Annotated in this window: 25 protein-coding genes; 9 read left to right on the top strand and 16 right to left on the bottom strand. The window is 67.5% G+C overall.

The annotated features are described in order from the left end of the window. Window positions 1-5 precede the first annotated feature (5 nt). The 6 genes from ybeY to hrcA all read right to left on the bottom strand — a co-directional run bounded on the left by ybeY (window position 6) and on the right by hrcA (window position 5,654). Entirely contained in the window at window positions 6-578 is a 573-nt protein-coding gene (gene ybeY / locus VGP60_RS21330; RefSeq protein ID WP_327549810.1) for an rRNA maturation RNase YbeY, read from the bottom strand. After that, on the bottom strand, window positions 575-1,636 hold the full coding sequence (locus tag VGP60_RS21325) for a PhoH family protein (protein ID WP_327549809.1): 1,062 nt from the start codon (window positions 1,634-1,636) through the stop codon (window positions 575-577). Before VGP60_RS21325 ends, ybeY begins: the two co-directional genes overlap by 4 nt. Window positions 1,637-1,744: 108 nt before the next feature. Then, window positions 1,745-2,113 (bottom strand): histidine triad nucleotide-binding protein, encoded by a 369-nt coding sequence (locus VGP60_RS21320; RefSeq protein WP_327549808.1) that lies wholly within the window; start codon window positions 2,111-2,113, stop codon window positions 1,745-1,747. A 519-nt stretch (window positions 2,114-2,632) separates the two neighbouring features. Further along, on the bottom strand, window positions 2,633-3,403 hold the full coding sequence (locus tag VGP60_RS21315; RefSeq protein ID WP_327549807.1) for a 16S rRNA (uracil(1498)-N(3))-methyltransferase: 771 nt from the start codon (window positions 3,401-3,403) through the stop codon (window positions 2,633-2,635). After that, window positions 3,400-4,569, bottom strand: coding sequence for a molecular chaperone DnaJ (gene dnaJ, locus VGP60_RS21310; protein WP_327549806.1), 1,170 nt, complete (start codon window positions 4,567-4,569; stop codon window positions 3,400-3,402). Before dnaJ ends, VGP60_RS21315 begins: the two co-directional genes overlap by 4 nt. A gap of 59 nt (window positions 4,570-4,628) precedes the next feature. Beyond that, entirely contained in the window at window positions 4,629-5,654 is a 1,026-nt protein-coding gene (hrcA, locus tag VGP60_RS21305; RefSeq protein ID WP_327549805.1) for a heat-inducible transcriptional repressor HrcA, read from the bottom strand. A 135-nt stretch (window positions 5,655-5,789) separates the two neighbouring features. Here hrcA and VGP60_RS21300 point away from each other — a divergent pair, with 135 nt between their 5' ends. Further along, window positions 5,790-6,137 carry a hypothetical protein gene (locus VGP60_RS21300; RefSeq protein WP_327549804.1) on the top strand — a complete coding sequence of 116 codons (348 nt, stop codon included), beginning with the start codon at window positions 5,790-5,792 and terminating at the stop codon, window positions 6,135-6,137. Window positions 6,138-6,229: 92 nt separating this feature from the next. Here the strand turns inward: VGP60_RS21300 and VGP60_RS21295 are convergent, their stop codons facing one another. Together VGP60_RS21295 and VGP60_RS21290 are read right to left on the bottom strand one after the other, a co-directional pair. Next, window positions 6,230-7,726 carry a CoA-acylating methylmalonate-semialdehyde dehydrogenase gene (locus VGP60_RS21295; protein WP_327549803.1) on the bottom strand — a complete coding sequence of 499 codons (1,497 nt, stop codon included), beginning with the start codon at window positions 7,724-7,726 and terminating at the stop codon, window positions 6,230-6,232. Continuing rightward, the gene (locus VGP60_RS21290) at window positions 7,723-9,024 is read right to left on the bottom strand and encodes an aspartate aminotransferase family protein (RefSeq protein ID WP_327549802.1); all 1,302 of its coding nucleotides are present in this window, start codon (window positions 9,022-9,024) and stop codon (window positions 7,723-7,725) included. The genes VGP60_RS21295 and VGP60_RS21290 overlap by 4 nt, the downstream gene beginning before the upstream one ends. Window positions 9,025-9,108: 84 nt before the next feature. Here VGP60_RS21290 and VGP60_RS21285 point away from each other — a divergent pair, with 84 nt between their 5' ends. After that, a complete protein-coding gene (locus tag VGP60_RS21285) occupies window positions 9,109-10,713 on the top strand; it encodes a PucR family transcriptional regulator (protein WP_327549801.1) in 1,605 nt (534 codons plus the stop codon). 39 nt (window positions 10,714-10,752) lie between these two features. Here VGP60_RS21285 and VGP60_RS21280 read toward each other — a convergent pair whose 3' ends face one another. After that, the gene (locus VGP60_RS21280) at window positions 10,753-12,210 is read right to left on the bottom strand and encodes an MFS transporter (protein WP_327549800.1); all 1,458 of its coding nucleotides are present in this window, start codon (window positions 12,208-12,210) and stop codon (window positions 10,753-10,755) included. 85 nt (window positions 12,211-12,295) lie between these two features. Between VGP60_RS21280 and VGP60_RS21275 the strand changes: the two genes are divergently transcribed. Next, entirely contained in the window at window positions 12,296-12,676 is a 381-nt protein-coding gene (locus VGP60_RS21275) for a MarR family winged helix-turn-helix transcriptional regulator (RefSeq protein WP_327549799.1), read from the top strand. 72 nt (window positions 12,677-12,748) lie between these two features. Next, the gene (locus VGP60_RS21270; RefSeq protein ID WP_327549798.1) at window positions 12,749-13,123 is read left to right on the top strand and encodes an SSI family serine proteinase inhibitor; all 375 of its coding nucleotides are present in this window, start codon (window positions 12,749-12,751) and stop codon (window positions 13,121-13,123) included. A gap of 144 nt (window positions 13,124-13,267) precedes the next feature. Here the strand turns inward: VGP60_RS21270 and VGP60_RS21265 are convergent, their stop codons facing one another. From VGP60_RS21265 to VGP60_RS21255, 3 genes are all read right to left on the bottom strand, one after another. Continuing rightward, window positions 13,268-14,842, bottom strand: a complete 1,575-nt coding sequence (locus VGP60_RS21265) for a DUF4153 domain-containing protein (protein WP_327549797.1) — start codon at window positions 14,840-14,842, stop codon at window positions 13,268-13,270. Between the two features lie 72 nt (window positions 14,843-14,914). Beyond that, a complete protein-coding gene (locus tag VGP60_RS21260; RefSeq protein WP_327549796.1) occupies window positions 14,915-15,955 on the bottom strand; it encodes a HAMP domain-containing sensor histidine kinase in 1,041 nt (346 codons plus the stop codon). After that, window positions 15,952-16,641, bottom strand: coding sequence for a response regulator (locus VGP60_RS21255; protein ID WP_422653004.1), 690 nt, complete (start codon window positions 16,639-16,641; stop codon window positions 15,952-15,954). The genes VGP60_RS21260 and VGP60_RS21255 overlap by 4 nt, the downstream gene beginning before the upstream one ends. A gap of 218 nt (window positions 16,642-16,859) precedes the next feature. Between VGP60_RS21255 and VGP60_RS21250 the strand changes: the two genes are divergently transcribed. The 5 genes from VGP60_RS21250 to VGP60_RS21230 all read left to right on the top strand — a co-directional run bounded on the left by VGP60_RS21250 (window position 16,860) and on the right by VGP60_RS21230 (window position 23,073). Further along, window positions 16,860-18,443 (top strand): NCS1 family nucleobase:cation symporter-1, encoded by a 1,584-nt coding sequence (locus VGP60_RS21250; protein ID WP_327549795.1) that lies wholly within the window; start codon window positions 16,860-16,862, stop codon window positions 18,441-18,443. Continuing rightward, window positions 18,394-19,236, top strand: coding sequence for a nitrilase-related carbon-nitrogen hydrolase (locus tag VGP60_RS21245; RefSeq protein WP_327549794.1), 843 nt, complete (start codon window positions 18,394-18,396; stop codon window positions 19,234-19,236). The genes VGP60_RS21250 and VGP60_RS21245 overlap by 50 nt, the downstream gene beginning before the upstream one ends. Window positions 19,237-19,239: 3 nt before the next feature. Next, window positions 19,240-20,631, top strand: coding sequence for a dihydropyrimidinase (gene hydA, locus VGP60_RS21240; protein ID WP_327549793.1), 1,392 nt, complete (start codon window positions 19,240-19,242; stop codon window positions 20,629-20,631). A 47-nt stretch (window positions 20,632-20,678) separates the two neighbouring features. Then, a complete protein-coding gene (locus VGP60_RS21235; RefSeq protein WP_327549792.1) occupies window positions 20,679-21,677 on the top strand; it encodes a TIGR03842 family LLM class F420-dependent oxidoreductase in 999 nt (332 codons plus the stop codon). Between the two features lie 169 nt (window positions 21,678-21,846). After that, window positions 21,847-23,073, top strand: a complete 1,227-nt coding sequence (locus VGP60_RS21230; RefSeq protein ID WP_327549791.1) for a glycoside hydrolase family 71/99-like protein — start codon at window positions 21,847-21,849, stop codon at window positions 23,071-23,073. 42 nt (window positions 23,074-23,115) lie between these two features. On the opposite strand, the gene VGP60_RS21225 is transcribed toward VGP60_RS21230, so the two are convergent. The 4 genes from VGP60_RS21225 to VGP60_RS21210 form a co-directional block, all read right to left on the bottom strand. Continuing rightward, a complete protein-coding gene (locus VGP60_RS21225; protein WP_327549790.1) occupies window positions 23,116-24,348 on the bottom strand; it encodes a serine hydrolase domain-containing protein in 1,233 nt (410 codons plus the stop codon). 11 nt (window positions 24,349-24,359) lie between these two features. Continuing rightward, entirely contained in the window at window positions 24,360-25,178 is an 819-nt protein-coding gene (locus VGP60_RS21220; protein ID WP_327549789.1) for a siderophore-interacting protein, read from the bottom strand. Between the two features lie 67 nt (window positions 25,179-25,245). Next, the gene (locus VGP60_RS21215; protein ID WP_327549788.1) at window positions 25,246-25,569 is read right to left on the bottom strand and encodes an antibiotic biosynthesis monooxygenase family protein; all 324 of its coding nucleotides are present in this window, start codon (window positions 25,567-25,569) and stop codon (window positions 25,246-25,248) included. Between the two features lie 68 nt (window positions 25,570-25,637). After that, window positions 25,638-25,961, bottom strand: coding sequence for a hypothetical protein (locus tag VGP60_RS21210; protein WP_327549840.1), 324 nt, complete (start codon window positions 25,959-25,961; stop codon window positions 25,638-25,640). Between the last annotated feature and the right edge of the window lie 178 nt (window positions 25,962-26,139).

Genomic DNA, 26,139 nt, shown 5'->3' with positions numbered 1-26,139 from the left:
CCGTCCTATACGGAGTCGACATCGTCGGCCGTCTTGACCGGCGCCGGAGGCGCGTCGAGACCCGCGGTGCCGAGCAGCCTGTCGTCGGCGTCACGCTGCGCGTCACGACGTTCGAAAGCCGCGGCCGCCGCCTGGTACTCGCCGAGGATCCGCTTCTGCAGCCCGAACATCTCGCGCTCTTCCGCGGGCTCGGCGTGGTCGTAGCCGAGCAGGTGGAGCACGCCGTGCACGGTGAGCAGGTGCAGCTCGTCGAGCAGCCCGTGCCCGGCCGTCTTGGCCTGGTCCTTGGCGAACGCCGGGCAGAGCACGATGTCACCGAGCAGCGCGGGCGACGGGTCCGCCGCGTCCGGTCGCCGGGACGAGTCGAGCTCGTCCATCGGGAAGGCCATCACGTCGGTGGGACCGGGGAGGTCCATCCAGCGCTCGTGCAGGTCTTCCATCACGTCCAGGGTGACCAGCATGATCGACAGCTCCGCGAGCGGGCTGACCTCCATCTTGTCCAGTGCGAAACGCGCAGCCGACACGATGGTGGTCTCGTCGATCGCGACTCCGGACTCGTTGGCAATTTCGATGCTCAACGTCGTCCGCCTTTCCAGCCGTTACCAGTTTTTTTGAGGTCTTCCGCGTCCTGGAAGGCCTGCCACTTCTCGTAGGCGTCCACGATGTCGCCGACGAGCCGGTGGCGGACCACGTCTTGGCTGGTCAGCGTCGAGAAGTGCAGGTCTTCGACGCCTTCGAGGATGTCGCGCACGACCCGCAGGCCACTCTTCTGGCCGTTGGGAAGGTCGATCTGGGTGATGTCGCCGGTGACGACGACCTTCGACCCGAAACCGAGGCGCGTGAGGAACATCTTCATCTGCTCGGGCGTGGTGTTCTGCGCCTCGTCAAGGATGATGAACGCGTCATTCAGGGTGCGGCCGCGCATGTAGGCGAGCGGCGCGATCTCGATGGTCCCGGCCTGCATGAGGCGCGGGATCGACTCTGGCTCGACCATGTCGTGCAGCGCGTCGTACAGCGGGCGCAGGTACGGGTCGATCTTCTCGTTCAGCGTGCCGGGCAGGTAGCCGAGGCGCTCGCCGGCCTCGACGGCCGGGCGCGTCAGCACGATCCGGGTGACCTGCTTGGCCTGCAGCGCCTGGACGGCTTTCGCCATGGCGAGGTACGTCTTGCCGGTACCGGCGGGGCCGACACCGAACACGATCGTGTGTTTGTCGATGGCGTCGACGTAGTGCTTCTGGTTCAGCGTCTTGGGCCGGATGTTCTTGCCGCGGCGCGCGATGATGTCCAGGCCGAGCACTGCCGCGGGCGAATCGGAACCGCCGTCGGAAAGCATGCCGATGGTGCGGCGCACGGCGTCGGGATCGATCTGCTGGCCGCGGGAGGTCAGGGTCACGAGTTCGGCGAAGACGCGCTCGCCGAAGGCCACGTCGGCGGGTACGCCGGTGAGGGTGACTTCGTTGCCCCGGACGTGGACGTCGGCGACGAGGAGGTCCTCGACGACCCGGAGGTTTTCGTCACGGGAGCCGAGCAGCGAAAGCGTCGCGGCCTCGGGGATGGGGAATTTGGATACTGCCGCCTGTGGGACGTCCCTGGGGACGTCGGATCGGGCGGCTCCACCCTGTGCGGTACCGGCCACGTGCCCTCGGGCCTGCTTTCTGCGCAATCGTCGTGCCTGTTTCGAACTTTGACCCCACCGATGCTAGTCGCCCGACCAACCCACGCGCAGTCAGGTTTCCCCAGCCAGCTACGCCCCGGCCCCATGGCGACCGAAAAACCCCAGCTGCTCCCCACCCAAAACATGCGCGTGCACATGAAAAACCGTCTGCCCGGCATCCCCCTCGGTGTTGAACACCACCCGGTAGCCGCTCTCGGAAATCCCCTCGATCTCCGCCACAGCCTTAGCCGCCAACACCACGTCCCCCAACAACCCGGCATCCGCAGCAGCCAACTCGGCGACATTCCGATACCGAGTCTTCGGAACCACCAAAACATGCACCCTGGCCTGCGCATTGATATCCCGAAACGCCAACACAGTCTCGGTCTCGTACACCACATCAGCCGGAATCTCACGAGCGATGATCCGCTCAAACAACGTCTCCGCCACGTCACTCATACCCCAAACCCTAACCACCCCACCCCCACCCGCCACACACAACTGGGAGCCACACCTACACAGCCGGGAAACACGACTCCGCAGACGGAAACACGCGTACCCAGATCGCCGACACGCGCACACAGACGGCACTCACACGTACATGGATTGCACTTAGCCGCGCACAGACTGCACTCGCGCCCACAATCGATATCGAAGACGAGCGGCTGGCAGCAGGGGCGTGACGCACCGTGGGGGGCTCGGCCCCCCAAACGGATGCGGAACCGCCGCGGCTACGAGGAAGCGAAGCGACGAGTAGACGCCGCGGGGCGGTGGAGCCTGGGGGTCGCTCCACCGCCCTCGCGGCTCCGCCGGACCGAGGGGGGAGGTGTCCGGCGGGGATTGTGGGTGCGTCCGGGGGTTTGGCCGTCGGTGCACCCGAGTCTGTGGTGTTGCCTGCTAGTTAACAAGGGTAACGGGTCGGAGTGTGATCGCGCCATAACTGGGCGCGAATTGCAGGGTCGGGTTTTATAGGGTTGTTCAGGCCCAGCGGGTGGTGAGGGCGCCCAGTGCGCCGAGTGCAACGGCGGCGGCTGTCGAAGTGCGAAGGACGGTCGGGCTGAGGCGGACGATTTTGGCTCCGGCGTCGGTGAAGGTGGTGATCTCTTCGTCGGTGATGCCGCCTTCGGGGCCGACGATGAGGATGAGGTCGCCGCTTTCGGGGAGTTCGACGTCAGCCAATCGTTCGCTGACAGCGGATTCCAGGACGAGCGTTACCGCGGACGCGCTGATCAGCTCGGTCAAGGCGCGGGTGTTCACCGGTTCGCCGACTTCGGGGACACGTGAACGCCGGGCTTGTTTCGCCGCGGCCCGGGCCGTGCTTCGCCAGCGCGCCAACGCCTTTTCGCCGCGCGGTCCGTCTTCCCATTTCGCCACGCTGCGTGCGGCGCGCCACGGGAGCACGGCGTCCGCGCCGGCTTCGGTCGCGAGTTCGACGGCGAGTTCGCCGCGGTCGCCTTTCACCAGTGCCTGCGCCACGATCACGCGCAGCGCGGGCGCGGGTTCGGTCCAGCGCTCTTCGATCGACAGCCGCAGCGACGCGTCACGACCTGCTTGAACTGCGTCGACCACACAACGCGCCAGGCCACCGTCGCCGTCGGACAGCATGAGCCGCTCGCCGACCCGCAGCCGACGCACGGTGGCCGCGTGCCGGGCTTCCTCGCCGTCGAGCACGACCTGCCCGCTCGCGGGCACCGTTTCGACGAGGAAGACCGGCGGGGTGGCAGTGGTCCCGGATTCCCGAGTGCTCACCGGTTCTTGGCGCGCAGCTTCGAGAAGAGACCGCCGTGCTTGGTGCCGTTGGTGGCCAGCGTCGGGACCTCTTCGCCCCGCTGCTGCGCCAGGTCGACCAGCAGGTCGCGCTGGGCGTCGTCGAGCTTGGTCGGCACCTGGACGTCGATGTGGACGTGCAGGTCACCACGGCCGTCGACGCGCCCGGACGACCGGATCCGCGGCATGCCCATCCCGGTGAGCACCAGTTCGGTGGCCGGTTGGGTGCCGGGCTCGATGTCGAGCTCGTAGTCGCCGTCGATCAGCGTCTCGATGGGCACGCTGGCGCCGAGCGCCGCGGTGGTCATCGGGATGCGGAAGTTGCAGTGCAGGTCGTGGCCCTGGCGGACGAAGACCTCGTGCGGCGCTTCGTCGATCTCGACGTACAGGTCACCCGCCGGGCCACCGCCGGAGCCGACTTCGCCCTGGCCGGACAGCCTGATCCGCATGCCGTCGCCGACGCCACCCGGGATCTTCGCGGTGACAGTGCGCCGCGCGCGGACGCGGCCGTCGCCGCCGCATTTCTGGCACGGGTCGGTGATGACCTCGCCGAACCCGCGGCAGACCGGGCACGGCCGCGCGGTGACGACCTGGCCGAGGAACGACCGCTGCACGGACTGGACCTCACCGGCGCCACCACAGGTGTCACAGGTCTTGAGGGTCGCGCCCGGGGCGGTGCCGTTGCCGTGACACAGGTCGCACAGGATCGCGGTGTCGACGGCGATCTGGCGATCGGCGCCGGTCGCGCACTCCTCCAGCGTCAGGCCGAGGCGGATGAGCGCGTCCGAACCGGGCTGGACCCGGCTGCGCGGCCCGCGGCCACGAGCGCCGCCTCCGCCACCGGAAGCGCCGAAGAAGGCGTCCATGATGTCGCCGAGGCCGCCGAAACCGGCGAACGGGTCCTGCCCGCCGCCGCCACCGCCGCGACCACCGTCCATCGGATCGCCACCGAGGTCGACGACCTTGCGCTTCTGCGGGTCGGACAGCACCTCGTAAGCGGTGGTGACCTCGCCGAAGCGGTGTTGCGCGTCTTCGGACGGGTTAACGTCGGGGTGCAGCTCGCGGGCGAGCTTGCGGTAAGCGCGTTTGATCTCCTGATCGGTCGCGTTCTTGGCCACCCCGAGTGTGCCGTAGTAATCCCTCGCCACCGTCTTGCCGTCTCCTCTGTATTACTAAAACTCTGTTCGATCGAACCACTGCCGAACGACTATTTACTGGACAGAATCTGTCCGACATAGTTGGCCACCGCGCGCACCGAAGCGATCGTGTTCGGGTAGTCCATCCTGGTCGGCCCGACCACCCCCATACCGCCGAGCAGCAGGTCGTCCATGCCGTAGCCGACCGACACCACCGAGGTACTGCGCATCTGCTCGTCCTCATTTTCCTCACCGATGCTCACCGTGATCGCACCGGGGTTGCGAGCGGCCGCGAGAAGCTTCAGCACGACGACCTGTTCTTCGAGCGCTTCGAGCACCTGACGCAGTGAGCCGGGGAAGTCCGCGGCGTTGCGGGTGAGGTTCGCCGTGCCACCGAGGACGAGCCGCTGCTCCGGATGGTCCACGAGTGATTCGATAAGAACGGTACAGACCCGGACGAGCACGTCGCGCAGCTCGTTGGGCGACTTGTCGGGCAGCTCGGCGACCCTGGCGGCGGCTTCGGAGAGTTTCCGGCCACCCAGCGCGGCGTTGAGGACCGTGCGCAGCCGGGCGACGGCGTCCTCGGTGATGACGTCGCCGAGGTCGACGGTGCGCTGGTCCACGCGGCCGGTATCGGTGATCAGCACCAGCATCAGGCGCGCCGGGGAGAGCGGAACGACCTCGAGATGGCGGACCGTCGAGTTGGTCAGCACCGGGTACTGCACGACGGCGACCTGGCGGGTGAGCTGCGCGAGAAGCCGCACCGAGCGCCTGAGCACGTCGTCGAGGTCGGTGCCAGAGTCCAGGAAGTTCGTGATGGCGCGGCGCTCGGCGGCGCTCAGCGGCTTGATGTCGGAGAGCCTGTCGACGAACAGGCGGTAGCCCTTGTCCGTCGGGATACGACCGGCGCTGGTGTGCGGCTGTGTGATGTAGCCCTCTTCTTCCAGCGCCGCCATGTCGTTGCGGACCGTAGCGCTGGACACGCCGAGGTTGTGCCGGTCGACGATCGCCTTCGAGCCGACCGGCTCCTGGTTGGACACGTAGTCCGCAACGATCGCGCGCAGCACCTCGAAGCGGCGCTCATCCGAGTTGGCCACACTTCCAGCTTACGGGAAGACCGGCCGGACCCATGCTCCGCGGCGCTCCCTCCGCCCGGGGGAATATGGACTTGTTTACCAGCCGGTGACCGTATCTGATGGCATCTGCTGGCTCGTAAGGAGGAAGGGAACTCCATGATCCTGCGGCTACTCGCCGGCCTCATCGCCACCGCACTGCTCGTGATCGGCGTCGTCGCGCTCACCGGCACCGTCACCATGGACGACGCCTGGAGGGCCACCTTCGACTGCGGCAGCGCCGTCAACCCCGACTCCCGCGAGGCCATATACTTCGGAACCGCCGACGACTATTTCAAGACACTCACCGGCGCCCCCGCCCGCAGCACCAGCTCCGTCACGACCTACACGGCGGCCTGCCGCGACGCCGTCACCGGCCGTCGACTCTGGGCCTGGCCACTCACCGGCCTCGGTGTGCTCGGCGTCCTCGGTGCCTTGCTCGCCCGCCGCAGACGTTCGACGACCTAGTGTTGGGTGATCCTGTTTCCTTGCGAACGTAAGACGAACAGGACACGGCCTGGCCGTACCCGGGAAACTGCCGGCGTAGTCCCCGAGGTGCGTCAGGAGTTGCGGGGGAAGCCGAGGTTGACGCCGCCGTGGGACGGGTCGAGCCAGCGGGAGGTGACGACCTTCGTCCGGGTGAAGAAGTGGAACCCCTCCGGCCCGTAGGCATGGGAGTCGCCGAACAGGGAGTCCTTCCAGCCGCCGAACGAGTAGTAGGACACCGGCACCGGGATCGGGACGTTGACCCCGACCATGCCGACCTCGACCTCGTTCTGGAACCGCCGCGCGGCGCCGCCGTCGTTGGTGAAGATGGCGGTGCCGTTGCCGTACGGGTTGCCGTTGATCAGTTCCAGCGCTTCGGCGTAGCTCTCCGCGCGGACCACGGCGAGCACGGGACCGAAGATTTCGTCGGTATAGATCGACATCTCGGGCCGGACGTGGTCGAACAGCGTCGGGCCGAGCCAATACCCACCTGCCGCGCCTTCGACCTCGATGCCCCGTCCGTCGACGACCAGCGACGCGCCCGACTCCACTCCGGCGTCCACATAGGACTTGACGCGGGTGTGGTGCGCGGCGGTGACCAGCGGGCCCATCTCCGACTCGGGCTCGTGACCATTGCCGACACGCAGCCCCGAGATCCGGTCGGCGACCTTGCCGACCAGCTCGTCCCCGACGGGACCGACCGCGACGACGACCGAAACGGCCATGCACCGCTCCCCCGCCGAACCGAACCCGGCCGACACCGCCGCATCCGCCGCGAGGTCGAGATCGGCGTCCGGCAGCACGACCATGTGGTTCTTCGCGCCGCCCAGCGCCTGCACCCGCTTGCCGTTACGCGTGCCGGTTTCGTAGACATAGCGCGCGATCGGCGTCGACCCGACGAACGAGATCGCCTTGACGTCCTTGTGCTCCAGCAAACCGTCGACGGCGACCTTGTCCCCGTGCAGCACGTTCAGCACACCATCCGGCAAACCGGCTTCGGCGAACAGTTCCGCGATGAAATTGGCCGCGGACGGGTCCTTCTCACTCGGCTTGAGCACAACCGTGTTGCCGCTGGCGATCGCGTTGGGCACGAACCACAGCGGCACCATCGCCGGGAAGTTGAACGGCGAGATCACGCCGACCACCCCGAGCGGCTGCGCGATCGAATAGACGTCGACCCCCGTGGACGCGTTCTCGCTGAAGCCGCCCTTGAGCATTTGTGCGGCGCCACAAGCGTATTCGACGTTCTCCAGTGCCCGCGCGATCTCGCCGGCGGCGTCGGATTCGACCTTGCCGTGCTCGCTGGTGACGATCTTCGCGAGGTCTCCCTTGCGCGCCGAAAGGAGCTCACGGAAGGCGAAGAGCACCTTCGTCCGCCCGGCCAACGACGTCCCGCGCCAGCCCGGGAACGCCCGGGACGCGGCCGCGACGGCTTCGGCAACCTCTGAGGTGGAAGCGAAATCGACCTTCGAGCTCACCTCGCCGGTCGCCGGGTCGAACACGTCACCGGTGCGGTCCGCGACGCCGGACCACGGCTTGCCGTCGATCCAATGGCTGATACGTCCGGTCATTTCGCCCTCGACTCCTGTGCCTTCGCGATGCTTTCGCCGAGAATTCCCAGCGCTTCGGTGGTTTCCTCGTCGGTCAGCGTCATCGGCGGCGCCAGCCGGATCACGTTGTTGTGCAGCCCGCCCTTGCCGACGAGCAGCCCGCGTGCCTTCGTCTCCTCCATCACCTGCGCCGCCGCCGGCGGGCTCGGCTCGACACCGCCCGGCTCGACGAGCTCGACCCCGATCATCAGCCCCTTGCCACGGACGTCCCCGACGACGTCGTGACGAGCGGCGATGTCCCGCAGCCCGCTGAGCAGCTTGTCGCCCTGCTTCGCCGCGTTGCCCTGCAAATCGTTGTCCAGCAAGTAATCCAGCGTCGCCTTGGCACCCGCGGTGGAGATCGGGTTGCCGCCGAACGTCGAGATCGAGTTCGCGTTGAGGCAGTCCATCAGGTCCCCGCGCGCGACGATCCCGCCGATCGCGAGCCCATTGCCGAGCCCCTTCGCGAACGTCAGCGCGTCCGGCACGACACCGTGCGACTCGAAGCCCCAGAAATGTTCACCCGTCCGGCCCCAGCCGGTCTGCACCTCGTCGGAGATGAACAGGATCCCGTTCTCGTCCAAGACCTCCTTGTACCCGGCGAGCAACCCGTCCGGCGGCACGTTGAACCCGCCGACGCCCTGGATCGGCTCGACGATCATCGCGGCGACGTCACCGGAAGTGGTGGTCTGCAAGACATCCCGCAGATCCTCGACACACGCGGCGACGTAATCCGCGTCGGAGTACGCCGAAAACGGGCCACGGTAACGGTAACCGCCGTGGACGTAACTGACCTTGACCGGCGAGAGCGAGCTGGCCGACCAGCCGCGGTTGCCGGTGATGCCGATCGTGGCGAACGCCCGGCCGTGATAGGAGTTCCGGACCGCGAGGATCTGGTTGCTGCGGCGGTACTGCGTCGCCAGCATGAGCGCGGTCTCGTTGGCCTCGGTACCGGAGTTGGTGAAGAACACCTTGGCGTCCGGGATGCCGGAGAGCTCCGCGATCTGCTCGGCGAGCTCGACCTGTTTGCGGATGAGGTAGAGCGTCGAGGTGTGCAGCACCCCGGTGTCGAGCTGCGAGCGGATGGCGTCGGAGATCTCGGCGACGTCGTAGCCGATGGCGTTGGTGAGGATGCCGGCGAAGAAGTCGAGATAGGTCTTCCCGGTCGAATCGGTGACGCGCCTCCCCTCGGCCCGCACGATCTCGATGGGCTCCTGGTAGTACAGGGCCAGCCAGTTCGGCATGACCGCCCGATGCCGGGTCACCAAGTCGTCGCTCATGGTCTGAGTCTCGGGGTGCGCGCCGCGCGGGCGCGACCGTCAACATGTACCGACTCCCGCTCCCGGCCGTACAGTCTGTGTCTTATGTATCCCACGGTCGCCGAGGTGCTCAAGCTTCCCGTGCTCCGGCACGGCAGGCCGCACGTCGTCGCGGGTGCTTCCGGGCTGGACGCGGGAGTCCGCTGGGTCCACGTGGCCGAGGTCGCCGACATCGCGCATCTGCTCAAGGGTGGCGAACTGGTGCTCACCACCGGCATCGCACTGCCCGACGACGACGACGCCCTGACCAAGTACATCGGTGAGCTGGCCGCTGTCGGCGTCGCGGGGCTGGTCGTCGAACTCCTGCGGCATTGGAGCGACGAACTGCCCGCCGCACTGCTCGACGCGGCGGACGAGCACGGGATCCCGCTGGTCACGCTGTCGCGGGAGACGCGGTTCGTCACGGTGACCGAGTCGGTCAACGGGCTGATCGTGGACGCGCAGGTCGACGAGCTGCGGGCCGCCGAGCAAGTGCACCAGACGTTCACCACGCTGACGGTGTCCGGCGCCGAGCCCGACGCGGTGCTGCGCGAGGTCGCGCGGATGACCGAACAACCGGTGGTGCTGGAAACGCTGTCCCACGAGGTACTCGCCTACGACGCGGCCGGCACCGACCCGAGCGAGCTGCTGTCCGGCTGGCTGACGCGTTCACGCGCGATCCAGCTCGGCGAGCGCACCGGGTATCACGCGGGTGCGGGCTGGCTGGTCACGATCGTCGGCGCGCGCGGGCACGACTGGGGACGGCTCGTGGTGGTCTGCGCCGAACCGCCGCCGCATCGGCATGTCGTCGTCGCCGAACGCGCCGCGTCCGCGCTCGCCGTGCACCGGCTGGTCGCGAAGGACTCCGACAGTCTGGAACGGCAGGCCCATCGCGCGGTGCTGACCGAGTTGCTGGCTTCGCCGGTGCCCTCGGCGGAGCTGCTCGCGAGGTCGTCCGCGCTGGCCGTGCCGCTGACCGGGCGACGGCTGGTGGGTGTCGCCGTCCGGCCGAAGATGACCGTGTCGACGCAGCCCGCGCTCTCGACTCCGCCGCTGCTGCGGGCGTTCGCCGAAGCGGCTTCGCTGGCCGCGCGGCGGGCGCGGGTGTCACTGCTGGTCTCGACGATCGACGACACCGGTGTGCGCGCGCTCGTCTCGTTGTCCCCGGAGGCGAACGCCGAAAGCGTGCTGCAGCGGCTCGCCACCGATATCCACGAAGCGCGGCCGGGCTCGGCGTGCGTGATCGCCGCCGGGACCATTGTGGACGGGCCCGCCGACGCGCGCCGCACCCTCGTCGAGGCCGCGCAGGTCGCCGCCGCCGCGTTGCAGGGGAACGTCGACAGGGTGTTCCACCGGCTCGACGACGTCAGGTTGCCCGGCCTGCTGCAACTGCTCGCCCACGACGAACGCCTCGAAGCCTTCGCCGCCCGCGAACTCGGCCCGCTCCTGGTACGCGACGCGACCACCGGCAGCAGGCTCGTGCAGGCCCTGCGGCACTACTGCGAACAGGGCGGCAACAAGTCCGCCGCCGCGGCCGCCGCGCATATTTCCCGTACGGCGTACTACCAGCAGCTCGCCCGGATAGAGCAGATCCTGGGTGTCCACTTGGAAGACCCGGCGTCGATGCTGTCGCTGTATGTCGCCTTGCTGGCGCACGACGTCCAAAACTGAGGTGCCACCACGGCCGAAGCGGCCGTGGTGGCATCCCGGTTACTCCGATGCGAGCGCGAGCTCCGGTTCGGCGGCGACGGCTTCCTGGCGCCGACGTCCGGCGATTCCCGACAGTGCGACCAGCAGGCCGAGCACGGCGATCCCGGTGACCACGCTCAGCGCCGGGGTAAGCCCGGTGAGCAGCGCGGCCGGTGAGGCGTCGCCACCACCGTTGGCGGTGAGCACCGCCGTCACGATCGCGAGCCCGATCGCGCCGCCGACCTGCAGCGAGGTGTTGAGCAGGCCACCGGCGAGGCCTTGCTCGTTGTCGGGGATCCCCGCGGTGCCCTGGATGTTGAGCGAGGAGAACGCGAGCATGAAGCCGATCCCGAGCAGGATCATGCTCGGCAGCACCGAAGCCGCGTAGCCGGAGTTCTCATCGACGCCGAGGAACAGCGCGTACCCGACCACGTGCGCGAGAACGCCGACGAAGATGACACGCGAGGTGCCGAACCGATCGATCAGCGGCTCGATCCGCGGTGAGCCGAAGGCCACGATCAACGCCGCGGGCAGGAATCCCAGCGCGGTCTCGAGCGCGGACCAGGCGAGCACCGACTGCAGGTAGAGCATCACCACGAACTGGAAGCCGATGTAGGCACCGAAGAACAGGCCGCCACCGAGGTTGGCCCTGGCCAACGGACCCGAGCGCAGGATGCCGAGCCTGAGCAACGGGTGGCTGCTGCGCTTCTCGATGAACACGAAGGCGACGAGCAGGGCGGCCGCGACGACGAAGGAGATCAGCGTCCGGGGCGACGCCCAGCCGGCGTGAGGAGCTTCGACGACGGCGAACACCAGCAGCAGTGAACCCGCGGCACCGGTGATCGCGCCCGGGATGTCGTAGCCCGCGCCGGAGCGGTCCGGCCGGTAGTCCGGGATCAAGATGAACGCGGCCACCAGCGCGATGAGCGCAATCGGCACCGGGAGCAGGAACGTCCACCGCCAGCCGACCTCGGTCAGCAAGCCGGAGAAGACGAGCCCAGCCGAGTACCCGCTGGCGCCGAACACCGCGAAGATGCTGATCGCCCGGTTGCGGGCGGGTCCTTCCTTGAACGTCGTGGTGACGATGGACAGCGCCGCCGGTGCGGTGAACGCCGCGGCGAGTCCCTTGACGAAGCGGCTGGCGATCAGCAGCGCCTCGTTGTCGACAAGGCCCCCGAGCAGGGAGGCGACCGCGAAAACGCTGACCGCGACGAGGAAGACCCGGCGCCTGCCGAGCAGGTCGGCGGTGCGCCCGCCGAGCAGGAGCAGTCCGCCGTAGCCGAGCACGTAGCCGCTGACGACCCATTGCAGCGCGCTGGTGGAAAGGCCGAGGTCAGCCCGAATGGAGGGAAGGGCGACGCCGACCATCGAGACGTCGAGTGCGTCGAGGCCGACGACGGTGGACACGGTGAGCAGTACGCCCCACAGGCGCGCGTCCCACCGTGTCGAGGTGGTGGACAGTTGAGTGGAAGAGCTCATGCGGAGCACACTACATGCGTGTGCATCTAATGCAAGAGAATTAAACCCGTTTGCATCAAATTCAGGTGCATGCTATCTTCGTGTCGTGAGCGATGTCGCGGAACGAGGTCTGGTCCAGCAGTGGCATGGGCTGCTCGCCCGCCACGCCGCGGTGTTCGGTGCGCTGGAGGCCAAGCTGCAGGAGCTGCACGGCATCGGTGTCAGCGAGTTCGAGGCACTCGAGCGACTGGCCAACGCGGACCGTCAGTGCCGGGGTACCGACCTCACCGAAGCCGTGCACTTGAGCCAGAGCGCCACCTCCCGCCTTGTCGCGAGAATGGAGCGCGAAGGTCTCGTGGAGCGCGCGATGTGCGAGCAGGACCGGCGCGGGATCTTCGTCACACTGACCGAAGCCGGCCGGTTGCGCCACGAACAAGCGAAGCCGACTCAACGCGCGGTGCTCAAGGAAATGCTGGGCGACGACTGACCACCCGTTCGTGGGGTGATCTTCACTCAGGTGAGTGGGGAGTGAACGGCTGAAACTGCCGATAGGTCAGGTATGGCTTTCTTCCTTGTCGAACCGATCACCGCCTGCGCGCTCACCCTCGCGTGCCTGGGCGCCCCGGCACAACCCGCCGGCTCCTCCTTCGAGCTCCGCATGCAGACCGTGGACGGTCGTGCCAGCTCGGTGTCCCTCCAGTGTCAGCCGGCCGGCGGCACCCACCCCGACCGCGCGCACGCCTGCGCCGAACTGGCCGCCGTCGACGGCGACTTCGAGAACATCCACTCGAACCCCGAGGCGTGCACGCTGATCTACCAGCCCGTGGACGTCTCCGTGGAGGGCCACTGGCGCGGTAAACCGAAGACCTTCACCGCGTCCTACGGCAACCCGTGCCTGGCGGCGGTCAGCTCGAACGGCATCTTCGACTTCTGACCCACCGCCACCTGTCGACAGATGGCGATAGTTGCGGACGCGGGGTATCACGAGATGTCGACATCTCGTGATGTCCAAAGCGCGCTATGAACGGACCTTTCCTGGCCTCTCGTGCAAGGAAAGGTCCGTTCATGTCAGTTTTCGTCAGAATCGGCTGCACGGCTCGGAAAGAGTCGGGTACGGCAGGCTCCGCGCGTAGGACCGGGCGGAGTTCCACTCCCACCACGTGTCCTGTACGCGCTCGCGGATCCCCACCAGGACACAGGCGCGGATCGGCTCCGGCAGCCGGGCCAGCGTCGGCACCACGTCTGAGGAAAGTGTTCGCAGGTAAGCGATGTCGATCGACTGCGTCCGCTCGAACCGGTCGATGTTGCGGTCCGCGATGAACCCCTCCGGGTTGATCGCGGCCAGCGTCACCAGTCCCGCCACCGCCGTCCCGATCACAGCCCGCGGCAGCCATCGCTGCTCCAGCCGGATCAGCGCCACCAGCATCAGCAGGTACAGCACGCCCAGCCAAAGCTCGGCCGCCTCCACCAGCAGCCGCAACACGGTGAACCCGTACGCCTGCTGGTAGGTCCACATCCGTCCCAGCGCCGACGCCACGATCACCAGCGTCAGCACGCTCAACCCGCTCAGCAGCCCCCGCAGCCAGGCCCGGTCGCCCGCGGTTTCCTTGGGGGCCCACCGAAGCGCTGTCGAAATGACGGCCAGCGTCAGCACCGTGATAGCGACCAGCTGATGGAACCCAGTCCGCGCGTAGTCCGAGTACCGCAGGCCGGAGGTTTGCAGCACGTAGGCGTCCCCGCCGAACAGCGCCACGAACTGCACCGCCACGAACACGGTGAACAGCGCCACCAGCACGCCGACCGGCAACGCCCATTCCACCCGGTCGAGCTGCCGCCGCGGCCGTTTCGGCGAGCCGGCGGGCGCGGGTGGTGCCGCCAGGACGTAACACGCGCCGACCGTGCCCAGCCCGACCAGTCCGAACGCGAACAGCCAGCGGAACGTGGTGGGCCCGTTCACGTCGGGCATCAGGTTGGTCAGCAAATCGGCGAACGCCTCGTCGGCGCCGGCCAGCAGGGGCACGAACACCGCGAGCAAAGTGACACTGATCGCCACCGCGATGCTGACCCTGTTGGTCTTGGCGGCGTCGCGCGGCCGGAGTTTCGCCGTGCCCCGCATGATCCACGGCAGGCTCCGCAGCGCTTCGAGCGGCACGGCGAGCATGTCGTAGGCGAAGCCGTGGGACGAGCGGCGCCCGACGACCGCGAGGGAACCGGCTACACAGGCCGCGAAAACGCAGAGCGCGAACAGCCAGCCGGAGGTGCGGAACGTCCCGACGCCCAGCAGGACGATCGCCGCGCCCGCCCACAGCACGCGGGCGGGCGAGAACTTCTTGGCGGAGCGCGTCTTCCGGTGGACGAGGTACACCGCGGCGGTCACGACCAGCCCGACCAGCAGCCACCCGACACCCGGCCGGTCCATCGGCAGCATCGCCGCGGCGGCCACTCCGGCGACGCCCATGGCAGGGAGCACCGCGGGCGGCAGCGGCACGACGGCCGACTTCGGCAGCACCGGCGGCCGTAACAGCATCGGTTCCGGGATCTTCGGCTTCGGCTCGGCAGTGGCCACACTGGAACCGCCGGTCGGCACTGCGACATCCGGCACCGCGACATCCGGCGGCGTGGCGTGGGCTACGGGCGGGGACGGGTCGGTCATCGGGTCCTCCAGGGTGTGCGGCATCGCCCCGTGACCGAGAACGGTCCGGGCTATACAAGGAAAAGAAGACTTTTAGCGGGCGGGCAGCGTCACGCGGATATGGCCCCCGGGTGCTCCGCCCGCGGGGTCGACGACGGCGATCGTGCCGCCGTGCAGGTCGACCACCCAGCGCACGATGGCCAGGCCGAGCCCGGTCCCGCCGCCTCCGGCGCGCCCGCCGCGGGTGAAGCGCTCGAACACCTGGTGCCGCTCCTCCCGCGGGATACCAGGGCCTTCGTCGCGGACTTCGATCGTCACGTCGTCGCCCATCGTGCGGACGTGGACGCCGACCTCGCCCCCGGCGGGGCCGTGGCGGGCGGCGTTGTCGAGCAGGTTGATGACGACCTGGTGCAGCCGCCCGCGATCGGCGAGCACCCGCACCCCGGGCGGCTCGACGTCGATGGCGAACCGGATCCCCCTGCCGGTGGCGGCGTCGGTGACCTCGGCTTCGGCGACGGCCTCCTCCACCAGCGGCCCCAGTTCGAACTCCTCACGGTCGAGTGCCAGCACACCGGCGTCGATCCGCGAAAGGTCCAGCAACTCGCCGACCAGCAGGCCGAGTCGTTCGGTCTGGGCGAGCGCGGTGCTCAGCGTCGCCGGATCGGGCTTCTCGACGCCGTCGACCAGGTTCTCCAGCACCGCGCGCAACGCGGTGATCGGCGTGCGCAGCTCGTGCGACACGTTCGCGATCAGCTCACGGCGTTCCTGGTCGACCGCCGCCAGATCGGCCGCCATCTGGTTGAACGCGTGGGCCAGTTCGCCGACCTCGTCACGAGAAGTGGCCGGAATGCGACGGGTGTAGTCGCCGCGAGCCATCGCCCTCGCCGCGGCGGTCATCTCCCGCAATGGTTTGGTCATGCCGTGCGCCAGCAGCTGCGAAAAGATCAACGCGCCCAGCAACGCCGTGATCGTCGTCCGCGGCGGCAGCCAGCCGATCTGCGACCAGAAGAACGCGAACGCCAGCCCACCGGAGGCGACCAACAGGATCGCCAGTTTCAGTTTCATCGACCGCACCGAATCGAGCGGCCGCGGCACCATGTCCAGATACCGTCTCGTGGTCACCCTGAGGCTCATTTGGCCACCTCCAGCGCATAGCCGACGCCGTGCACGGTCCGGATCAGGTCCGCCCCGAGCTTGCGGCGCAACGCCTTGATGTGACTGTCCACCGCGCGGGTCCCGGACGCGTCGCTCCACGACCACAGCTCGGCGAGCAGCCGCTCCCTCGGTTGCACCGCCCGCGGCCGCCTGGCCAGATGGACGAGCAGGTCGAACTCCATCGGCGTCAGCTGCGCGGCGACTCCGGCGCGCGACACGCGTCGCTCGGTCGTGTCGATCTCCAGGTCGCCGAGGACGATCCGCGACTCGTCGTGGTCCGTTTGCGTCGCGCGTTCGACCCGTCGCAGCAGCGCGTGGACCCGCGCCGCCAGCTCACGGATCGAAAACGGCTTCGTCAAGTAGTCGTCGGCGCCAACCCCCAAGCCGACCAGCAGATCCGTCTCGTCGGCGCGTGCTGTCACCATCAACACCGGCACGGGCCGCTTCGACTGGATCCGGCGGCACACCTCGAGCCCGTCGAACCCGGGCAGCATGACGTCGAGCACCACGAGGTCCGGCTCGGTGGCCTCGAACGCCGTCACCGCGGACGGCCCGTCGTGCGCCAGATCCACGGCGAATCCCTCGGCACGCAGCCTGGCAGCGACCGCTTCGGCGATCGTCAGTTCGTCCTCGACGACGAGAATCCGCCGTGCTCCCGGTTCCATGGGATGAACTGTAGGGAATCGCCGTGGAGAGCCTCGGCGTGATTTGTGGAGATCCTGTGGAGGTTGAGGTCGGGTTTCAGGCGTGCTACGGGCAGGGGTGTGACGTACGCCATGCACCGGAGGGCCTGCGGCGCAATCGACAGAATGCGTCTCGACACCGGCAAAAGTGAACACTCTGCCACTGACGTCGACGCTTCGCGGGCGCGCAGGATTCCGCAATGGAGCCGACCGCACGCGGAACGCAGATCGTGCACAGTGATGGCCGGGTGGAACTCGGCGACTTGACGTCCATTCAGGACAGCCGGTTCTACAACGACGAACTCGCCCCGGTGCCGGTGGAAAAACGCACCTGGAGCACCTACAACTACTTCGCGCTCTGGATGGGGATGGCGCACAACATCCCCAGTTACGCCCTCGCCGCTTCGCTCATCGCGCTCGGCATGAACTGGGTGCAGGCGCTGCTCACCATCACCATCGGCAACATCGTCGTACTCGCCCCGATGCTGGCGAACAGCCACGCCGGGACGAAGTACGGCATCCCGTTCCCCGTGTTCGCCCGCGCCTTCTACGGCACCCGCGGCGCCAACTTCGCGGCGCTGCTCCGCGCGTTCATCGCGTGCGGCTGGTTCGGTATCCAGACCTGGGTGGGTGGCGAGGCCATCTACATCATCGTCGGGCGCCTGGCCGGGTCCGGCTGGAAGGACTCCGCGGTGGTCGCGGGGCAGCACTGGACGCTGTGGCTGTCGTTCGCGGTGTTCTGGGTGATCCAGATGCTGATCATCTGGCGCGGGATGGAGGCGATCCGGAAGTTCGAGAACTGGACCGCGCCGCTCGTGTCGGTCGGTTTCCTGATCCTGCTGGGCTACGTCCTGATCAAGGCCGGCGGCTTCGGCCCGATCCTGTCCGAGCCGGGCAAACTGGGCTGGGGCCCGGACTTCTGGAAGGTCTTCGCGCCGACACTGATGGCCATGATCGCGTTCTGGTCGACGCTGTCGCTCAACATGCCGGACTTCACGAGGTTCGGCGGGAGCCAGCGCAAGCAGGTCCGCGGGCAGATCCTCGGCCTGCCGACGACGATGACGTTCATCGCGATCGTCGCGATCCTGACGACGTCCGGCGGAAGTGTGCTCTACGGCGAGCAGATCTGGGACCCGGCCAGGCTCGCCGACAAGTTCGACAGCCCGGTCGTCGTGGTGGTCGCGCTCGTCGCGCTGGTGCTGGCCACGATTTCGGCCAACCTCGCGGCCAACGTCGTCAGCCCGTCCTACGATTTCTCCAACGCCTTCCCGAAGAAGGTCACCTTCGCCATCGGCGGCCTGATCACCGGGGTCATCGGGATCCTGATCATGCCGTGGAAGCTCTACTCCGATCCGAGCATCTACATCTTCGCGTGGCTCGGGTTCTACGGCGGGCTCCTCGGCGCGGTCGCCGGCGTGCTGGTCGCGGGCTACTGGGTGGTCAACCGCACGAAACTCGACCTGGCCGGGCTGTACACCGAGCGCGGCGCGTACTGGTTCAAGGGCGGCTGGAACTGGAAAGCGCTGGTCGCGACGCTGGTCGGTGCCGTGCTCTCGGTCGGCGGTGCCTACGGCGGTCCGTTCCCGGCCGACGGCCTGATCCCGTTCCTGAAACCGCTGTACGACTACAACTGGCTGGTCGGCCTGGTGGCCGCCTTTGTCACGTATCTCGCGTTGTCCTTGCCGGGTCACAAATCTCTACCCCTGTCCGAAATGCACACTGAGGAGGAGTCAAGTGAGCGATCTGGTGCGAGCCGCATTGATCCAGCAACGATGGACCGGTGACAAGGAGTCCATGATCGCCGCGGCCGTCGACGCGATCGGCAAGGCCGCATCCCAGGGCGCGCAGGTGGTCTGCCTGCAGGAGTTGTTCTACGGCCCGTACTTCTGCCAGGTACAGGACGCGGACTACTACTCCTACACCGAGCAGATCCCCGACGGCCCGACGACAAAACTGCTGCAGGAGGTCGCGGAGCGGCACAGCATCGTCATCGTCGCGCCGATGTACGAGGTCGAGCAGCCGGGCGTCTACTACAACACCGCCGCGGTGATCGACGCCGACGGCACGTACCTCGGGAAGTACCGGAAGAACCACATCCCGCAGGTGAAGGGCTTCTGGGAGAAGTTCTACTTCCGGCCCGGCAACACCGGCTACCCGATCTTCGACACCGCGGTCGGCCGGATCGGCGTGTACATCTGCTACGACCGGCATTTCCCCGAAGGCTGGCGCGCGCTCGGACTGGCCGGGGCGAAGATCGTGTTCAACCCCTCGGCGACGAGCCGCGGGCTGTCGGAGTACCTGTGGCGCCTGGAACAGACCTCCGCGGCCGTGGCGAACGAGTACTTCGTCGGCACGATCAACCGCGTCGGCGTGGAACCCTTGGGCGACAACGAGTTCTACGGCCAGACGTACTTCGCGGACCCGCGTGGCCAGCTCGTCGGCGACGCCGCGTCGGACACCGAGGAGGAGATCGTCGTCCGAGACCTGGACATGGGCAAGCTCACCGAGGTCCGCGACCAGTGGGCCTTCTACCGTGACCGCCGTCCCGACAGCTACGGCCCATTGACGGAGGCCTGAGCGATGCGCACGCTGATCAAGGGCGGAACGGTTCTGAGCACGACCGGCGCTTCGGCGGCGGACGTGCTGATCGACGGCGAGACGATCGCCGCCGTCGCCGCGCCCGGTGTCTTCCCCGACGAGACCGCGGACACGGTCATCGACGCGACCGGGAAGTACGTCATGCCCGGCGGGATCGACGCCCACACCCATATGGAGATGCCGTTCGGCGGCAGCTTCTCCAACGACACCTTCTCCACCGGCACCACGGCCGCGGCCTGGGGCGGGACGACCACGATCATCGACTTCGCGGTGCAGGCCAAGGGAACCTCGCTACTGGCCACTTTGGACAAGTGGCACGAGAAGGCCGACGACAACTGCGCGATCGACTACGGGTTCCACATGATCGTGTCGGACGTCAACGACACCTCGTTGAAGGAGATGGAGACCTGCGTCAGCGCCGGGGTCACCAGCTTCAAGATGTTCATGGCCTATCCCGGGGTTTTCTACTCGACCGACGGCGAGATCCTGCGGGCGATGCAGAAGGCACGCGAAAACGGCTCCACGATCATGATGCACGCCGAAAACGGCATCGCGATCGACGAGCTGGCCGCACTGGCCGTCGCCTCGGGCAAGACGGATCCGGTGCAGCACAGCTACACCCGGCCGCCGGAGCTCGAAGGCGAGGCGACGTCACGGGCGATCACGCTCGCGAAGGTGACCGGTTCCCCGCTCTACATCGTGCACCTCTCCGCGTCGCAGGCCTTGGCTGCGGTGGCGCAGGCACGCAACGAGGGCCAGAACGTCTTCGCCGAGACCTGTCCGCAGTATCTCTATCTGTCCATTGAGGACATGGCGAAACCGGACTTCGAGGGCGCGAAGTACGTGGCCTCTCCCCCGCTGCGCGAGAAGTCGCACCAGACCGATCTCTGGCGGGGACTGCGGACCAACGACCTGTCCGTGGTGTCCACCGATCACTGCCCGTTCTGCTTCAAGGACCAGAAGGAGATGGGCCGCAACGACTTCCGGGCCATCCCCAACGGCATGCCCGGCGTCGAGCACCGGATGGACCTGCTGCACCAGGGCGTGGTCGCGGGCGAGATCTCGCTCGGCCGCTGGGTGGAAACCTGCTCGACCACCCCGGCGCGGATGTTCGGGCTGTACCCGCGCAAGGGTGTCATCGCGCCGGGTTCGGACGCGGACATCGTGATCTACGACCCGGCCGCGAAGCAGACGCTGTCCGCCGAAACGCATCACATGAATGTCGACTACTCGGCGTACGAAGGATTCGAGCTCACCGGCAAGGTGGAAACCGTGCTGTCACGCGGGAACGTCGTCATCTCGCCGGCGGGCTTCAGTGGCAGCACGAAGCACGGGCACTTCCTTTCGCGTGAGCTGAACCAATACCTCAACTGATTCGCCGTTTTCTTTGGTTATTGCTTCGACAAGAGAAGGGGTCCGGAGTGGACTTCGGAATCGTGCTGCAGACGGACCCGCCTGCCCGTGACGTCGTGCGGCTGATGAAAACCGCCGAGGACAAGGGTTTCCGGTACGGGTGGACATTCGACTCCTGCGTGCTGTGGCAGGAGCCGTTCGTCATCTACTCGCAGATACTGGCGGCGACGTCGTCGCTCGTGGTGGGCCCGATGGTGACCAGTCCCGGCACGCGGGACTGGTCGGTGCTGGCGTCGCTGTTCGCCACGCTCAACGACATGTACGGCAACCGGACGGTGTGCGGGATCGGCCGGGGCGACTCGGCGCACCGCGTGATCGGCAAGCCACCGTCTACTTTGGCCACGCTGCGCGAGTCCATGCACGTGATCAAGGAACTCGCCGAGGGCCGCGAGGCGATGCTCGGCGACACCGCGGTCAAGATCCCGTGGGTCCGCAACGGGCGGCTCGAGATGTGGATGGCCGGGTACGGGCCGAAGGCGCTGAAGATGGTCGGCGAGCATGCCGACGGCTTCATCCTGCAGTGCGCGGACCCAGCGATCGCGCGCTGGACCATCGGTTCGGTGCGGGAAGCGGCTCGCGCGGCCGGGCGCGACCCGGCCGGGATCACCATCTGCGTCGCGGCGCCCGCGTACGTCGGCGACGACCTGGCGCATCAGCGTGAGCAACTGCGCTGGTTCGGCGGGATGGTCGGCAACCACGTCGCGGACCTGGTGGCCCGGTACGGCGACGCGGGGCAGGTGCCCCGCGAGCTGACCGACTACATCCGCGAGCGGCAGGGCTACGACTATGCGCACCACGGCAAGACCGGGAATCCGACGACCGATTTCGTCCCGGACGACATCGTCGACCGGTTCTGCCTGCTCGGCCCGGCGGGCGCGCACGTCCAGCGCCTGGAGGAACTGGCCGAGCTCGGCGTCGACCAGTTCGCCCTGTACCTGATGCACGACGAGCGGGAACAGACGCTCGACGACTACGGCTCGCAGATCATCTCGAAACTGACCACCTGAGCCAGCCTGGACAACGCCTGTCGTGATGACAGGCGTTGTCTGGTCTAGACAACCCCGTCCGCTCAAGACATCCGCCACAATCCTTGATAATCCCTGCCAAACTGTTGCCTTCTTTCGTGGGGAATTCCTACTATGAGCGCCCTCTACACCAAGCAGGAGGCGTTCATACATGGGAATCTCGCGCCGATCTTTTCTCGCGCTCGCGGCGGCCGGATCGGCACTCGGCGTCCTCTCCCCGAACGTGGCCAGCGCGGCGAGCGGGCCGGGTGACGTCGTCGGGAAGATCACCGTCGGCTACCAGGGCTGGTTCGCCTGCACCGGTGACGGTTCGCCTATCAACCGGTGGTGGCACTGGAGCCAAGACTCGAGCCAGCCGCCGTCACTGAGCAACACCACCATCAAGTCGTGGCCGGACATGAGCGAGTACTCGCGGAGCTTCCACACGGCATACCCCAACCTGAACAACGGCCAGCCGGCAAACCTCTTCTCCTCCCACGACCAGCAGACCGTCGACGTGCATTTCCGCTGGATGCAGAACTACGGCTGCGACACCGCCGCGCTGCAACGCTTCAACCCCGTCGGCGGCGAGGGCCCGACCCGCGACGCGATGGCGGTGAAGGTGCGCTCCGCCGCGGAGGCGACCGGGCGGAAGTTCTACATCATGTACGACGTCACCGGCTGGACGAACATGCAGGGAGAGATCAAAACCGACTGGACGAACAAGATGAAGGCCATGACGTCGTCCTCGGCGTACGCCAAGCAGAACGGGAAACCGGTCGTGTGCATCTGGGGCTTCGGCTTCAACGACGCCGGGCGCCCCTTTGGTCCCGCGGCCTGCCTCGACGTCGTCAACTGGTTCAAAGCCCAAGGCTGCTACGTGATCGGTGGCGTACCGACGCACTGGCGCAACGAGAACTCAGACTCCCGACCGGGTTTTCTCGGCGTGTACCACGCCTTCAACATGCTCTCGCCATGGATGGTCGGGCGGATCGGGAACGCCGCCGACTCGGACAATTTTTACCACAACGTCAACCTGCAGGATCAGGCGGACTGCAACGCCAACGGCATCGACTACCAGCCCTGTGTCCTGCCCGGCGACACCCAGGCACGGCAACGCGCGCACGGGGATTTCATGTGGCGGCAGTTCTACAACATGACCCGCGTGGGCGCACAAGGCATCTATATCTCGATGTTCGACGAATACAACGAAGGCAACCAGATCGCGAAGACCGCCGCGAACGCCTCGATGGTCCCGGCGGGTTCCGGCCTCTGGGCTCTCGACGAAGACGGCACGGCCTGCTCGTCGGACTACTACCTCCGGCTCACCGGAGACGGCGGCCGCATGCTGAAAAAGCAAATCGGCCTCACCCCCACCCGCCCCACCAGCCCCGGGTGAGCTCACTTTCGCCATCTGTCGACAGATGGCGTTTCTCTTAGCTCACTCCAGCAGGGCTTGGTAGACGAGGGTGCGGAGTTCCTGGCGGATCGGGTGGGTGCTCGAAGGCAGGAGCTGGGTGAAGAACAACGCGGTGATGTCCTCATCAGGGTCGACCCAGAACGCGGTGCTCGCCGCGCCGCCCCAGGCGAATTCCCCGGCACTGGCCAGGGTTTTCGCCGCGATCGGGTCCTGCAGTACGGAGAAGCCGAGCCCGAACCCGTGCCCGTTGAACGGCATTTCCGCGAACAGCGGCCGCCCGAACTCCTCGAGGTCGACGTTGCCCGGCAGGTGGTTGCTCGCCATGTGCCGGACCGTGCGCGGTCCCAGCAGCCGGACGCCGTCGAGTTCCCCGCCGCGCAACAGCATCTGTGTGAACCGGTGGTAGTCGGCGGCGGTCGACACCAGTCCTCCTCCGCCGGACAGGCACGCCGGGGGCTTGGTGCCGAGCGCGCCGAAGGTGTCGTTGCGGACGGCGAGTTTCGTGCCCGGGGCCGGAAGGTAAAGCGCGGCAAGGCGTTCGAGGTCCTCGGTCCAGAATCCGGTGTCGGTCATCCCCAGCGGGCCGAAGATCCGCTCGGCGAAGAACTCGTCGAGCGACTGACCGGAGATGACCTCGACCAGCCGGCCGAGGACGTCGGTCGACACCGAGTAGTTCCATTCACTGCCGGGCTGGAACACGAGCGGGAACCCGGCCCACGCCTCGGAACAGCCCGCGAGGTCCAGCCCCGGCGGCGTGCCCCATTCGTACCCGGCCGCGCGGTAGATCGCGTCGATCGGGTGCGCGTGATGGAACCCGTAGGTCAACCCCGAGGTGTGCGTGAGCAGGTGCCAGACGCGGATGGGTTCCGTCGCGGGCTCAGTGAGCGGGCGCAGCGCCGAACCCTTGACGTACACGCGCGGCTCGGCGAATTCTGGTAGCCAGCGGGAAATCGGGTCGTTGAGGTCGAAGGCGCCCTCTTCGTACAACATCATCGCCGCGACCGAGGTGACCGGTTTGGTCATCGAATAAATGCGCCACACCGTGTCCGGCTCGACCGGCAGCGACGCTTCGACGTCACGCTGCCCGGAACCGGCGACATGCGCGATCTTGCCGTGCCGGGTGATCACGGCCAGCCAGCCGGGAAGCAGTCCTTTGTCGACATACCGGGCGAAATGCCCGTCGATCCGACCCAGCCGCCCCGCGTCGAACCCGATCTCGGCCGGGTCGACGTCCACCTTCAGCTCCGTTGCCATACAACGGGACTTTACGCGTTTTGCGCTTTGGCGCGCTCCGCGGCTTTCTCCGCTCGCCAGGTCTCGTCGTCGGCGCCGCGCCGCCAGTAACCCGAGATCGACAGCAGATCCTTGCGGACACCGCGCTCGTCGAGCAGGTGCTTCCGCAGCTGGCGCACGAAACCCGCCTCGCCGTGGACGAACGCCTGCACGACCCCCTCGCGGAAGTCCGACGCCTGCACGGCTTCCGCCAGGTCGCCACCGGACGACCGGTGCAGCCAGGTGATCTGCGCATCGCCCTTGGTCGAGAGCGGCTGCTCCTCGGCCTTGTCCTCGACGAGGATGAACGCGTGCACCGGGGCACCCGCGGGGACGGCTTCGAGCGAAGCCGCGATCGCCGGGAGCGCGCTTTCGTCGCCCACCAGGAGATGCCAGTCCGCTTCCTCATCCGGGATGTACCCGCCGCCGGGACCGGCGAACATGAGCTCGTCGCCCGGCTTCGCGGCCGCGGCCCACGGACCGGCGAGACCCTCGTCGCCGTGGTGCACGAAGTCGATCGTGAGTTCCCCGGCGGCCTGGTCGTAGGCGCGGACGGTGTAGGACCGCACCTTCGGCCACTGCTCGCGTGGCAGCTCGGCCCGGATCTTCTCCAGGTCGAACGGCTCGGGATAGCTCACCCCCGGCAGCGGAAGGGTGAGCTTGACGTACGCGTCGGTGAGGTCGTTGTGCGTGAACGTCGCCAATCCCTCGCCGCCCGCGACGATCCTGATCATGTGCGGCGTGAGCTGCTCCTTGCGCAGGACACGCAGCCGCGTCAGCGGGCGAGCCTTGCGGGCGGGCTGTTCGGCCATTAGGACGCTCCTCACTACAACTTGCCTTGTTGCGGTAAGGCTACCCTAACCGTAAGGGCCGCGTCGATTAACGACCATGAGTGGACACGACCGAGTAGAGCCGGGGCTCCACTTTGGCGAGCGAAGCGACCTCTGCCAGGTGTTTCTTGGCGACGGGGTCGGCGAGCATGGCTTCGAAATCCTCCTCGCTCCGCCATTGCGCGTAGTTCGCGACCGTGACCCCGTCCAGTCCGGCGTGGATGTTCGCGGAGACGAACCCCGGCTGGTGCCGCATGACCGTTTCGGTCGCTTCGCCCAGCAGCCGAACGAGTTCCGGCTGGTCCTCCGGCTCGACGGTGAAGACGTTGATCAAGGTGACGACCGGTGCCTCGGTGCTGATCGTGGTGGCCATCGGCTCCTCCTTCTCCTGTTCGTGCCCCCAGTGTGCCGACCAGCACCGACAATCCGGCTCACCCGCGGTTATCGCAACTGCTTGAGGAACTCCGCGAACCCCGCTTCGACCTTGGGCCGGAAGCCGATGAACAGCCGGTTCGCCAGCGGCACTCCCCACCGCATCCAGGTCGCCACGTTGTAGACCCGATGGGTGACCCGGCTCCCGCCGGGATGATCGTCCACTGTGTACTCGCCGCGATACCACCAGCCACCTTGGATCGCCACGGTCCGGCCGGGCGGGTCGATTTCGACGGCCGGATAATGGGCGCCCCGCCGGGAATCGAAGTACTCGAACACCCGATCCACAACGACGTCCGCCGGCGCCGCCACAACCCCGGAGACCTCGACCATCGGTTTCACGACGTCGCCCGCGGGTCGCTGACACGGGTGTTCTGGAACGCCGTGATCAGCCAGCCCACGTCCTCCTTGACCAGGACGTAGCTCACCATCGACGCCGGGCCGGATTCACCGCCGAGCGACCGTCCCCCGCCGGACAGCACGAGCGCGACGCCGGGCCGCACGAACCGGA

Source organism: Amycolatopsis sp. (assembly GCF_036008905.1).
Taxonomy (GTDB): Bacteria; Actinomycetota; Actinomycetes; order Mycobacteriales; family Pseudonocardiaceae; genus Amycolatopsis.
The sequence above is the reverse complement of the archived record's forward strand: the minus strand, read 5'-3'. Positions and strand labels throughout refer to the sequence as shown.